This is a genomic window from Croceicoccus sp. Ery5, assembly GCF_020985325.1.
Lineage (GTDB): Bacteria > Pseudomonadota > Alphaproteobacteria > Sphingomonadales > Sphingomonadaceae > Croceicoccus.
Genome location: NZ_CP087587.1, coordinates 2,842,907 through 2,854,929 on the forward strand (window position 1 = coordinate 2,842,907; position 12,023 = coordinate 2,854,929).

General features: G+C 63.9%; 10 protein-coding genes and 1 tRNA gene. 7 read left to right on the forward strand and 4 right to left on the reverse strand.

Annotation, left to right across the window (positions count from 1 at the left end; translation table 11 throughout):
* Positions 1-96: 96 nt before the first annotated feature.
* A complete protein-coding gene (locus LOZ74_RS13525; RefSeq protein ID WP_230291597.1) occupies positions 97-669 on the forward strand; it encodes a helix-turn-helix domain-containing protein in 573 nt (190 codons plus the stop codon).
* On the opposite strand, the gene LOZ74_RS13530 is transcribed toward LOZ74_RS13525, so the two are convergent.
* The 4 genes from LOZ74_RS13530 to yajC form a co-directional block, all read right to left on the reverse strand.
* Complete coding sequence (locus tag LOZ74_RS13530; RefSeq protein ID WP_230291598.1) at positions 666-2,609, reverse strand: glycosyltransferase; 1,944 nt, start codon at positions 2,607-2,609, stop codon at positions 666-668. The two genes, LOZ74_RS13525 and LOZ74_RS13530, sit on opposite strands and share 4 nt — an antisense overlap.
* 350 nt (positions 2,610-2,959) lie before the next feature.
* Positions 2,960-3,973, reverse strand: a complete 1,014-nt coding sequence (secF, locus tag LOZ74_RS13535; RefSeq protein ID WP_230291599.1) for a protein translocase subunit SecF — start codon at positions 3,971-3,973, stop codon at positions 2,960-2,962.
* Between the two features lie 13 nt (positions 3,974-3,986).
* On the reverse strand, positions 3,987-5,579 hold the full coding sequence (secD, locus tag LOZ74_RS13540; protein ID WP_230291600.1) for a protein translocase subunit SecD: 1,593 nt from the start codon (positions 5,577-5,579) through the stop codon (positions 3,987-3,989).
* A 10-nt stretch (positions 5,580-5,589) separates the two neighbouring features.
* Complete coding sequence (yajC, locus tag LOZ74_RS13545) at positions 5,590-5,922, reverse strand: preprotein translocase subunit YajC (RefSeq protein ID WP_230280381.1); 333 nt, start codon at positions 5,920-5,922, stop codon at positions 5,590-5,592.
* A 214-nt stretch (positions 5,923-6,136) separates the two neighbouring features.
* Between yajC and LOZ74_RS13550 the strand changes: the two genes are divergently transcribed.
* The 6 genes from LOZ74_RS13550 to LOZ74_RS13575 all read left to right on the forward strand — a co-directional run bounded on the left by LOZ74_RS13550 (position 6,137) and on the right by LOZ74_RS13575 (position 12,018).
* Positions 6,137-6,213: transfer RNA gene (locus LOZ74_RS13550), tRNA-Pro, on the forward strand.
* Between the two features lie 173 nt (positions 6,214-6,386).
* Complete coding sequence (locus LOZ74_RS13555) at positions 6,387-7,010, forward strand: CerR family C-terminal domain-containing protein (RefSeq protein ID WP_230291601.1); 624 nt, start codon at positions 6,387-6,389, stop codon at positions 7,008-7,010.
* A 1-nt stretch (position 7,011) separates the two neighbouring features.
* A complete protein-coding gene (locus tag LOZ74_RS13560) occupies positions 7,012-8,013 on the forward strand; it encodes an HlyD family efflux transporter periplasmic adaptor subunit (RefSeq protein WP_230291602.1) in 1,002 nt (333 codons plus the stop codon).
* Between the two features lie 2 nt (positions 8,014-8,015).
* A complete protein-coding gene (locus tag LOZ74_RS13565) occupies positions 8,016-9,791 on the forward strand; it encodes an ATP-binding cassette domain-containing protein (RefSeq protein WP_230291603.1) in 1,776 nt (591 codons plus the stop codon).
* A complete protein-coding gene (locus tag LOZ74_RS13570) occupies positions 9,788-10,915 on the forward strand; it encodes an ABC transporter permease (protein WP_230291604.1) in 1,128 nt (375 codons plus the stop codon). The genes LOZ74_RS13565 and LOZ74_RS13570 overlap by 4 nt, the downstream gene beginning before the upstream one ends.
* Positions 10,915-12,018, forward strand: coding sequence for an ABC transporter permease (locus LOZ74_RS13575; protein WP_230291605.1), 1,104 nt, complete (start codon positions 10,915-10,917; stop codon positions 12,016-12,018). The genes LOZ74_RS13570 and LOZ74_RS13575 overlap by 1 nt, the downstream gene beginning before the upstream one ends.
* The last annotated feature ends 5 nt before the right edge of the window (positions 12,019-12,023 follow it).

Here is a 12,023-nt window from a genome sequence, read left to right on the forward strand (position 1 = left end):
CCCCTTGATAAGACTGGCAGGGGACTTGCGGCAGGCTTGTGTTGTAGGAAAATAAAACCCATCCGGTTCATGAATTTTCCCGAAAGGAACCGCGCTGTGATTAACCGCATTCGCACGATCCGCAAGGACAAGGGGCTGACGCTCGCCGATCTGGCCGCCGCCTGCACCCCGCCCACCACGCCGCAAACCGTGGGGCGGCTGGAAACGGGGATGCGCACCTTATCGATAGACTGGCTGAACCGGATCGCGGCGGCGCTGGATGTCGCGCCCGAACTATTGCTGGTCAGCGAGCGGCGCGATGCCGCCATGGTGGTCGCGCGGCTGACGGCGGACGGGGCCGAACCGCTCCCCTCCCCGCGCGAGGCGGTGGAGCCGCTGGCCATGCTGGGCGAAGGCAATGTCCATGTACTGGAAGTGGACAGCGCGGTCGGCGAATACCGGGCGGGCGACCGGCTGTGGCTGCGCGATCTTGCCCCCGAAGACCGGCCGCGCGCGATCAACCGCGACGTGCTGGTCCCGCGCCCGGGCGGGCGCTTTGCCTTTGGCCGTCTTATCGACTTCTCCGACGATCATCTGGCACTGCTTCCGCCCGGAGCGGGTCAGCGCCAGATCGTCGTGCAGGGTCCGCCGTGGATCGCACTGGCGGCCCTGCTGGTACGCGCGCTTTAGGCGAGTTGCCCGCTGCCCGATGCCTCGGCGGCGGTGGCGGGCTTTTTCAGGGCCAACAGCGCCATATAGGGGGCTGCCAGAAAGCGCAGGCCAAGGAAGCCATAGATCATGCCGATCAGCAGGGCGAAACCGGTGCCCAGCACGGCCATATTGGCCAGCATGAATGCGGCGATTCCCAGCGTGACCGCCGCCAGCAATATCTCCGGCACGGTGCAGGCCAGCGCCGATGCGACGCCGCCATTCGCGCCGAACTTGGGCGTGCGGCGCCATGCGTGCGGCTTTTTCGACAGGCCCGCGACGCCCGATACCAGCACGATATAGGTCAGCGATGCGCGCGCGATCTCTCCCCTGATCATGTCGGCAATGCGGTGGCATCCGGTCAGGCGATAGCGGTGCCAGTTGCGTACCAGACCCGTGCCCAGACCCAGCGCGATCATCGGCCATGTAATCGGGGCCAGCACCACCGCGTCCATCGCGCCTGCCAGCACGGCAATGGCGATGGCGGTAATGCCGATCAGCCCCAGCACGATACCCGCCAACGTCTGCAAGGGTGCCGAGCAGCGCAGGATTTCCAGCAGCTTGGTCCAGCCCGGCATCGGCGGCGCATAGGGATCGGGCAGGAACAGTTTCCAGTGGCGGCGCAATTGCTGCACCGGCCCCGCCGTCCAGCGGAAGCGCTGCTTCTTGTAATCCTCGAAACTGTCGGGGATCAGGCCGCGGCCGAAGGTCTCACCCAGATACATGCCGCGATAGCCTGCCGCGCGCAGCCGCACGGAAACTTCCGAATCCTCGGTCAGACACCATTCGGCCCAGCCGCCCACGCGGCGCAGCGCATCGGCGCGCAGCAGGCACATGGTGCCGATGGTGAACGCGCCGCCATATTCCGATACGCCGCACATATCGACCTTGTTGTTGGGCATATATTCCCAGTGGCAGCCGGTCAGATAGGGGCTGTTCTCGTAATCGCGGTAGTCGTGCGGCGTCTGAAGATAGCCGACCGACCGGTCGCGGAAAAACGGCACGAGGCGCGACAGGAAATCGGGTTCGGCCAAATAATCGGCATCGATGACCGACACGATTTCGGCCGACGGGTCCATCCGCCCGTCCAGCACCCAGTTCAGCGCACCTGCCTTGGCGCCCGGCAGCGGATCGACGTGGAAGAACCGGAACACTTCGCGCCCAAGGCGCTGGTTCAGCAGCGCGGCATGGGTTTCCAGCGGACGCCACAGCGCCTCGTCCTTGGTGTTGTTGTCGATGACGATGACTTCGAAATTGGTGTATTCCTGCGCTGCGAGCCGGTCCATCGTCTCCTTCACGACCTGCGGCGGTTCGGCATAGCAGGGCAGATGCACCGAAACGCGCGGTTCGAACGGATCGCTGGCGGACAGGGCGCGGCCAGCCGCCCGGTGCGCGACCGGACGTTCCCCGTCACGCGGTGCGCGATTGGGCAAACGCCAGTGGCTGTGGGTCAGCGAAGCCTCGCGCGCGATGCGTTCGATCCAGCCCAGATAGCCCAGCGCCAGCGCCACGGTGATCGCGATATACAGCGCTGCCTCGTTCCCCAAGGGCAGCGGCGCTTCGTTCACCAGCAGGCACAGCCACCACCAGCTGACGGCTAGCGCCAGCGCCTCGACACTCAGCCATGCCATGCCCGGCAGGCTGAGCCGCCAGCCCATCGTCTGGCGCAGCGACAGCGCCAGAAGAAACGCGCCCAGCGGGACCAGCAGCGTATAGAACTGCCCGGTCACTGCCCCCGCGACCACATAGGCGAACGCCGTCAGCGCCGACAATTCGGCGATATTGCGCGGAAGATAGCCGCCGATGCGCAGATTGCCCTTCAGATTGATCCAGCCGCCCAGTGTTTCCGGCGCGCCATCGGCGTCGCGCCGCCAGGCGGACCAGATCGCAATCAGAAAGGTCAGCAGACCCAGGAACAGCATCCACGGGTCAAAATCGGCACGGACAGGGATCAGCAAAACGAAAGACTTTCGTTGTGGCTACAAACGGCGGCGTGACGGAATTTCGTCGATTGTATCGCTGATACACCCATAGTGCCGGTTCGTTCCCGATAGCGATCGGGTCACCGAAACCGCGCGATACCGCGTGTTACAAGGGTTAACCGGGTCGCCACGGCAAGTTGCAACGCGACGAATTGCCCTGATTCCGCCATAATCCGTTTGGATAGGTGCCGCAGCCCTGCCGCACCGGCGCAATGCAAAACGCACGGCAAACCGTAAAAGGATGCCGTGCGCTTTGTTGCTCACCGAAGATTCGGCCGGTTTTTGCCCCCTCAGACCTCACCGCGGGCCAGCCTTTCCTGCCTGTCCGCCTCGCTCTCGCGCGGGACGAAGCTGTCGGATTTGACCCGCAGCCAGATCAGGATCGGCGCCGCCATATAGATCGAGCTGTAGGTACCGACGAAAATGCCGAATGCGATCGCGGCCGCGAAACCGAAGGTCATGGCCGGACCCACGAACATCAGCACCAGCAGCACGGCCAGCGTGGTGAGCGAGGTAACGACCGTGCGCGACAAAGTCTCGTTCACCGACAGGTCGAGCAATTCGGTCATCGGCATCTTGCGATATTTCTTCAGGTTTTCGCGGATGCGGTCATAAACGACGATCGTATCATTCAGCGAATAGCCGATGATCGCCAGAATGGCGGCCACGATATTCAGGTCGAACTCCATTCCCGTCACCGCGAACATGCCCAGCGTCAGCGACACGTCATGCAACAGGGCAAACATCGCGCCCACGCCGAACTGCCATTCGAATCGGATCCAGATATAGATCGAGATCATCACCATCGCCGCCAGCAAGGCGTACATGCCGGTTTCGAACAATTCGCCCGAAACCTTGCCCGACACCGAATCGACGCCGTCGATGCGCACGCCCGGGTGATTGGCCTGCATATCGCCGGTGATGGCGACCGTCATCCGGTCGGCCAGATCTTTCGCTTCCGATGCCTGACCGCCTTCTGGCCCCTTGGCTTCAGGCCCATTCGCTTCAGGAAGGCGCATGCGGATCGACACTTCGTTCGGCTGGCCGAAGCGCTGGATCACCGGCTCGCCATAGCCGAGAGCGCCGATTTCGCGCCGCAACTCAGCCACCGGCGCCTCGGCATCCTGCGTGAATGTGGCGCGGATCATCTGGCCACCGACGAAATCGACGCCAAGGTTCAGGCCCTGCGTCGCCACAAGGCCCCAGCTGGCCACGATCAGCAGCATGGAGACGATATAGAACGGCACGCGCCACTTCAGGAAGTGGATGTTCGTCGTGTCGGGAACGAGCTTTAGGAGTTTCATATCTGCCCCTCCCTCAAATATTCAGATCGGCGGGGCGCTTGCGGCGCAGATAGCCCGCGACCCACATGCGCGTCAGCACAACTGCGGTAAAGACCGAGGTGACGATGCCGATGATCAGAACGATGGCAAAGCCGCGGATCGGGCCCGATCCGAACAGGAACAGCAGCACGCCCGCGATGACATTGGTGATATTGGCGTCGAAAATGGCGCGCTGCGCCTCGCGATAGCCGACCTCGACCGCTTGCACCACGCGGCGGCCGCGTCGGCGTTCCTCGCGGATGCGTTCGTTGATCAGCACATTGGCGTCGACCGCGGTACCGATAGTCAGTACAAAACCGGCGATACCCGGCAGCGTGAGCGTGGACCCCAGCAGCGCCATGATGCCAAGGATCAGCAATACGTTCAGCACCAGCGCGCCATTGGCATAGAGCCCAAAGCGGCCATAGGTGACGACCATGAACACCAGCACGGCGACGCCGCCGATGATCAGCGCGAGCACGCCGCGTTCGATCGAATCGGCGCCAAGGTCGGGGCCGACGGTGCGCTCTTCCACCACCGCCAGATCGACAGGTAGCGCGCCCGAACGCAGCGAAATGGCGAGGTTGTTCGCGCTGTCGACACTGAAACCGCCCGAAATCTGCGCCTGACCGCCCAGAATCGGTTCGTTGATATTGGGCGCCGACAGCACTTCGCCGTCGAGGATGATCGCAAAGGGGCGGTTGACGTTCTGCGTCGTCAATTGCGCGAAACGGCGGCCGCCTTCCTGATTGAAAGTGATGCTGACCACCGGCGCGCCGTTCTGGTCATAGCCCTGCTGCGCATTGGTCAGCTGGTCGCCCTGAATCCCGCCAAGGCGGCGCACGGCGATCACGCCCTGCTGGTTCGCATCGGGCGCGAAGGGCAGGATCTGGCTGCCCGGAGGGGCAATGCCCTGCGCAATCTGGTCGGGCAGGGCCGATGTATCGACCAGCTTGAATTCCAGCTTCGCCGTCTGGCCCAGCAATTCCTTGAGCGCTTCGGGGTCCTGCAGGCCGGGGACCTGCACCACGATGCGGTTGTCGCCCTGCCGGATGATCGTCGGTTCGCGCGTGCCCAGCTCGTCGATGCGGCGGCGGACCACGTCGGTCGCGGTATCCATCGCGTTTTCGACGGCCTGCGTCAGCCCAGCGCCGGTCGGGGTCAGCACCATGCGCTGACCGTCGAGCACCGACAGGTCCCAATCGCGCTGCCCCGTCAGCCCGACGCCTTCGATCATGGGAAGAAGCTGTTCGCGCGCCGCGTCGACGTCGCTCGCCTCTTCCAGCATAAAGGTCAGGCGGCCGTTCTCGCGGCTGATATCGCCGATGCCGATGCCCGCCTTGCCCATGGCATTGCGCACTTCCTCTTCCATGGAAGTCAGGCGCAGGCCCAGAACCTCGTCGGTCTCTGCCTCAAGCAGGATATGGCTGCCACCGGCAAGGTCGAGGCCGAGATTGATTTCGGGATCGGGCAGACCGGACGGCCATGCACCGCCCGCCAGCATCACGATCGAGGGAACGGCCAAAAGCGCGCCCAGCAGGGTGATGCCCCACAGCCAGACGCGCTTCCACACGGGAAAGTCGAGCATCGAAGCGGCCTCAGTCGTTCGCGGGCGTGGCGCTGCCTGCGGGAATCACGTCGCCGATGGTGTTGCGCACGGCCTTGACCCGCACGCCCTGTGCCAGTTCCAGATCGACGTAATCGTCGTCCAGCTTCACCACCTTGCCGATAATGCCGCCCGCGGTGACGACGCGGTCACCTTTTTTAAGGCCCGCGACCTTGGCCTGATGTTCCTTCATCCGCTTGCGCTGCGGACCGAGGATCAGGAACCAGAAGATCAGTGCCATGCCGCCCAGCAGGACGAAATTGGTCCATACGGGCGGGCCTGCGTTGGCGGGTGCGGCGGCAAGAAACAGAAGAGTGCTGGTCATGAAAAAAGAACCGATGCTTTCGCAAAAGGGAATCGCGCACAGGGCCGTGTGCCCCCGTACGCCAATGATGGCAGGGGCGGTTAGCAGCATTGCGCACAGGTGGCAAACATGCGGTGCAGCGCGGCGTGTAGGCACTTTGGGAAAAACAGCAGCGGCCTGGTCGTAACTGGCCTTGCGCTTGCCGAAATGCCCGACTATAGGGCCGCTCTCCGGTCGGGACGTAGCGCAGCCTGGTAGCGCATCACACTGGGGGTGTGGGGGTCGGAGGTTCGAATCCTCTCGTCCCGACCAAACTTCTTCCGCCGCGCCAACAGGGCGCACAGGCGGAAACACCATCACCCCAAATTACTGACATATTTGTTCGCTAAGCTGTGGACGGGCCTGCCCTACCGCGCAGCGATTCGTGGCCGCGCGGCTTTGTCGCCCTTTACTTGTTCGGTCGAACGAATTAACGAGTCGCGCCGATGAAGGACGTTCTGCTCGATATCGCCATCGCCCATTTCGGGCGGCTGGGTTTTGCCGGTGCCGCCACCCGCGCCATCGCGAAAGAGGCGGATACGGCCATGTCCTCGATCACCTATCACTTCGGCGGCAAGGAAGGGCTGTATCTGGCCTGCGCCGACCATATCGCCTCCTGCGTCAGCAACCGTTTCGAGCCTGTGGTCGCCGCGCTGCTTGCCGATCCGCCCGACAGGCCTGAACAGGCAGTCGATGCCCTGTGCGGATTTCTGGCCACATTCGCGCGCATGATGCTCGATCCCAAATCCGAGGACTGGTCCTATTTCATCGTGCGCGAACAGCACGCCCCGACCGAAGCTTTCGAACGGTTGTGGGACGGGGTGATGAGCCGCATCCTCGATCTGGCGGTCGGGCTGATCCGCCGCGCCCGCGCCGATTTCACCCTGCCAGAGGCGCGCGCCTGCGCCATCGGCCTGTGGGGACAGGCGCTGACCTTGCGGACGGCGCGCGCGTCGGTGTGCCGGATCATGGCAGTGACCGAGCTTGATCCTGCCACTGCCGACATTCTGATCGACCGCTTCGTCGCCAATACGCGTTGCATCCTTTCCGCCCAACCGGAGCATAACTGACATGAACCGCCGCCTGATTGCCGGTATTGCCATCGCCGCGCTGGTGCTGATCGCCCTTGCCACGTCGGGCTTCGGCCTGTTCAGGGGCGGTGGTGGCCCCCTCACCCTTTACGGCAATGTCGATATCCGAGAGGTCGATATGGCGTTTCAGGCATCGGGCCGCGTGGCCGAAGTGCCGGTGGAAGAAGGCGAGCGGGTCGAAAAGGGCACGCTTCTGGCCGTGCTCGACCCCAGTCAGGCGCAGGACCGGCTGGCGCAGGCCGATGCGCAACTGGCGCAGGCGCGCGCGCAGCTGGCGAAATTGCAGGCAGGCAGCCGTCCGCAGGAAATCCGGCAGGCCAATGCGCAGCAAACCGCCGCGCGCGCCGCGCTTAACGATGCGCAGGCCGATTACGAACGCCGCAAGCCGCTGGTCGAATCGGGAGCGATCAGCCGCGCCGCATGGGAAAAGACCGTCACCGCCCTGCGCACGGCAGAGGCGCAATATGCCGAGGCGAGCCAGGGCGCATCGCTGGCACAGGAAGGCCCGCGTGCCGAGGATATCGCCGCCGCCCGCGCCCAGCTTGAAGCGGCGAAGGCATCGCGCGCGGCCATCGACACCGATCTCGATTACACGCGGCTGACCGCGCCGCTGGCAGGCACGGTGGTCATGCGGTCGATCGAACCCGGCAGCCTTGTCTCCCCCGGCCTCAATGCCTTTACCATCGCCATCGACCGGCCGTTGCGGGTGCGCGCCTATGTCGCGCAGACCGATATGGCGCGGATCAATCCGGGCATGAAGGTCGAGGTGACGGCGGACGGCAATCCCAAGACCTATCAGGGCACCATTGGCTATATCTCGCCGCGCGCCGAATTTACGCCCAAGTCGGTAGAGACCGAGGATCTACGCACCGATCTGGTCTATCGCCTGCGCATCGTGGTCGAAAATCCCGATCAGGGATTGCGGCAGGGCCAGCCCGTCACCGTATCGATCCCCGCGGCCCGTCCGGCGGCGGAGGACTGATCATGTCGGGCGCGAAGCCCCCAGCTTTCCCCGAACCTGTCGCGCCTGACACGGTGGCGCGCGCCGACGGGCTGGTGAAGAATTTCAAGGGCGCGGAGAAACCGGCGCTGAACGGCGTGTCGCTGGACATATTGACGGGACGGGTCACCGGCCTTGTCGGTCCCGACGGCGCGGGCAAGACGACGCTGATCCGCATTCTGGCAGGGCTGATGGCCGCCGACGCGGGTTCGGTCAGCGTGCTGGGCGATGCGCCGGGCAAGGATATGGAACAGATCGGTTACATGCCGCAGCGCTTCGGCCTGTATGAAGACCTGACCGTCCAGCAGAACCTCGACCTCTATGCCGAAATGCGCGCCCTGCCCGATGAACAGCGCGCCGAGACGTTCGACCGGCTGCTTGCCTTTACCGATCTGGCGCGGTTCCGCGACCGGCTGGCAGGGGCGCTGTCGGGCGGGATGAAGCAAAAGCTGGGCCTTGCCTGCGCCCTCGTCAAAACGCCGCGCCTGTTGCTGCTGGACGAACCGGGCGTAGGCGTCGACCCGATCTCGCGCCGCGAGCTTTGGGCCATGGTGCAGGAACTGATTTCGGATGGGCCCGATGAACAGGGTCTGGGTGTGCTGTGGTCCACCGCCTATCTGGACGAGGCGGAGAAATGCGATCACGTCTATCTGCTGAGCGAGGGCGAATTGCTGTTCAGCGGCGATCCGGCCGGACTGACCCGATCGGTCGACGGGCGCGTCGTGCGGCTGACGGGATTTCAAGGTCGCCGCCGCCATGTGCTGACCCAGATGCTCGACCGCGACGGCGTGCTGGACGGCACGATACAGGGCCGCTCGGTCCGCCTGCTGCTGAAAACACCGGACGAGTTGGCGCGCGAAACCGGCTTTGACCTTGTCCCCGCGCAGCCACGGTTCGAGGACGGATTTATCGAGCGGCTGGGCGGCGGGCCAAAGGGCACCAGCGCGCTGGCCGAAGCCTATCGCACGATCGAGGGCGACGAGGCGCCCGCGATCGAGGCCAAGGGGCTGACCCGGAGATTCGGCGAATTCACCGCCGCCAGCGATGTCAGCTTTACCGTGCCCTATGGCTCGATCTTCGGCCTGTTGGGGCCGAATGGCGCGGGGAAGTCGACCACCTTCAAGATGCTGTGCGGCCTGCTGACCCCCAGCGAGGGTTCGGGCGCGGTGGCGGGGCACGATCTTCGCACATCGGGCGGCAAGGCGCGGTCGGCGCTGGGCTATATGGCGCAGAAATTCTCGCTCTACGGCGAATTGTCGGTGGCGCAGAACCTGAACTTTTTTGCGGGTGCCTATGGGCTTGAAGGGCGCGAGGCGCGGCGTGCGGTCGAACGGGTGACCGATATTTTCGAACTGGGCGACCGGATGAAAGCGACCGCGGGCACGCTGCCCTTGGGGTTCAAGCAGCGTCTGGCGCTGGCCGCCGCCGTGCTGCACGAACCGCCCGTGCTGTTTCTGGACGAGCCGACGAGCGGGGTCGATCCCGTTACGCGGCGCGAATTCTGGATGCATATCAACGGCCTCGTCGAAAAGGGCGTGGCGGTGCTGGTCACCACCCATTTCATGGAAGAAGCCGAATATTGCGACGCGATCACGCTGATCTATCGTTCTGAACAGATCGCCAGCGGCACGCCTGACGAATTGAAGGCGCAGGCTGCCGATATGGCAACGCTCGACGATCCGACGATGGAAGACACGTTTATCGCCATGATCGAGGCCAGCGACGCGCGCCGCGAACGCGCCGAAAGCGAATCCGTATGAGCAAGCCCGTCGACAAGCGCAGGCTGGCCGCGATGATCGCCAAGGAAATCGCGCAGATCATGCGCGATCCCTCGACCTTCCTGATCGCCTTTATCCTGCCGCTGCTGCTGCTGTTCCTGTTCGGCTATGCACTCAACCTCGATTCCACCCACACCCGCATCGGCATTGCGATAGAGGATTCGAGCGCCCCTGCCCTGTCGCTGGCGGGCGCCTATCAGAACAATCCGAATTTCGAAGTGATCACCGCGCGCAGCGTCCAGCCGTTGAAGGACAGGATGGTCAGCGGCGAGATTCGCGGCATCGTCGTCATCCCGCAGGATTTCGGGCGCGGCTATGCACGGGGCCATCCGCCGCCGGTGCAGATCATCGCCGACGGGTCCATGCCCAATACCGCCAATTTCACCCGCGCCTATGCCGAAGGGCTGCTGTCGACATGGATGGCGAACGAGGCCGCGGCGAAAGGCGTCGATGCCAGCCCGCCGGTCCAGCTGTCGCTGCGCTATTGGTACAACCCCTCGCTCACCAGCCGCAATTTTCTGGTGCCGGGCGCGATTGCCATCGTGATGACCATGATCGGCACGCTGCTGACCAGCCTTGTCATCGCGCGCGAATGGGAACGCGGCACGATGGAGGCGATGATGGCCACCCCCATGCATATGGCCGAATTCCTGATCAGCAAGATCGTGCCCTATTTCGTGCTGGCCATGGCATCGATGGTGCTGTGCACATTGCTGGCCGTGACCGTGTTCGGCGTGCCGCTGCGCGGGTCCATCCTTGCGCTGATGGTGATCGCCATGGCCTATCTGATGCCCGCGCTGGGACAGGGGCTGTTTATTTCGGCAGCGACCAAAAACCAGTTCGTCGCCAGCCAGGTCGCATTGTTGACCGGATTCCTGCCGACCTTCCTCCTCTCGGGCTTTATGTTCGAGATTTCGTCGATGCCCACGATCATTCAGGCGATCACCTATATCGTGCCCGCACGCTATTTCGTGCCGCTGCTGCAAAGCGTGTTTCTGGCGGGCGATATCTGGCCGATGATCTGGCCCAATGTCGGCATCATGCTGCTGTTCGGGGCGGGCTTCTTCGCGCTGTGCATCATGGTCACGAAAAGGAGCCTCGATTGATGAGCGGCGCCTTGAAAGCCATGATCATCAAGGAATTCTGGGCCCTGCTGCGCGATCCCAAGGGGCGCATCACGCTGGTCCTGCCGCCGTTGATCCAGTTGCTGATCTTCAGCTTCGCGGTGACCTTGCAGGTCGAGAATGTCGATATCGGCGTGCTCGACCGGTCGAGCGGCAGCGCCAGCACCGAACTGGTCCAGCGGATCGCGGGGGCGGAAACATTCGACGAGATCAAGCGCCTGCATTCGGCAGAGGATCTGCGCCGCGCCATCGACCGGCAGGACGTGCTGGCAGCCCTCGTCATCGACGAGGATTTCGACCGCCGCGTCGCCAGCGGCGAGCCCGCGACCGTCGGCGTGGTGCTGGACGGCAGGCGGTCGAACGCGGCGCAGATCGTGGGCGGTTACCTGACGCAGATCGCCACGGACGCCGGTCTGGAACTGCGCCCCGTCTCTACCGCTCCGCCGCAGCAGGCGGTCGCGATCAACTGGTTCAATCCCAATCTGGAATATATCTGGTTCAACATGCCCAGCCTGCTGGTCGTGATCGTATCGGTCGCGGGCCTGTCGGTGACTGCCCAGACCGTCGCGCGCGAGCGGGAGATGGGGACGTTCGACCAGCTGATGGTCAGCCCGCTGACGGTGCCGCAAATCCTGATCGGCAAGATGGTGCCGCCGTTCTGCGTGGGGCTGTTCAACGGCACCGTCTATCTGATCGTCGCGCCACTGGTGTTCGGCGTGCCGTTCACCGGATCGATCCCATGGTTCTATGTCGGCCTGTCGGTCTATCTCGTCTCGCTGGTCGGGCTGGGCATGTTCGTATCGGCCCTGTCGACCACCCAGCAACAGGCGTTTCTGGGATCGTTCGTGGCGACCATACCGGTCATCCTTCTGTCCGGTTTCGCCAGCCCGCTGGAAAACATGCCCGGCTGGCTGCAGACCATCACCTATATCAACCCCGCGCGCTATTTCCTTGAAATCTCGCTCGGCCAGTTCCTGAAAGCCATGCCCGCCGCCGACATGCTGCCATTATTGTGGCCGCTGGTGCTGATCGGCGTGGTGACCATATCGGTATCGGGCTGGCTGTTCCGCGCGCGCATGGAGTGAATGCG

Coding starts and splice junctions, on each gene's coding strand:
- LOZ74_RS13530 (WP_230291598.1), bottom strand. CDS start 2,609: ATGCTGTTCCTGGGTCTGCTGACCTTTCTGATTGCGATCTGGTCCGCC.
- secF (WP_230291599.1), bottom strand. CDS start 3,973: ATGAAACTCCTAAAGCTCGTTCCCGACACGACGAACATCCACTTCCTG.
- secD (WP_230291600.1), bottom strand. CDS start 5,579: ATGCTCGACTTTCCCGTGTGGAAGCGCGTCTGGCTGTGGGGCATCACC.
- yajC (WP_230280381.1), bottom strand. CDS start 5,922: ATGACCAGCACTCTTCTGTTTCTTGCCGCCGCACCCGCCAACGCAGGC.
- LOZ74_RS13555 (WP_230291601.1), top strand. CDS start 6,387: ATGAAGGACGTTCTGCTCGATATCGCCATCGCCCATTTCGGGCGGCTG.
- LOZ74_RS13560 (WP_230291602.1), top strand. CDS start 7,012: ATGAACCGCCGCCTGATTGCCGGTATTGCCATCGCCGCGCTGGTGCTG.
- LOZ74_RS13565 (WP_230291603.1), top strand. CDS start 8,016: ATGTCGGGCGCGAAGCCCCCAGCTTTCCCCGAACCTGTCGCGCCTGAC.
- LOZ74_RS13570 (WP_230291604.1), top strand. CDS start 9,788: ATGAGCAAGCCCGTCGACAAGCGCAGGCTGGCCGCGATGATCGCCAAG.
- LOZ74_RS13575 (WP_230291605.1), top strand. CDS start 10,915: ATGAGCGGCGCCTTGAAAGCCATGATCATCAAGGAATTCTGGGCCCTG.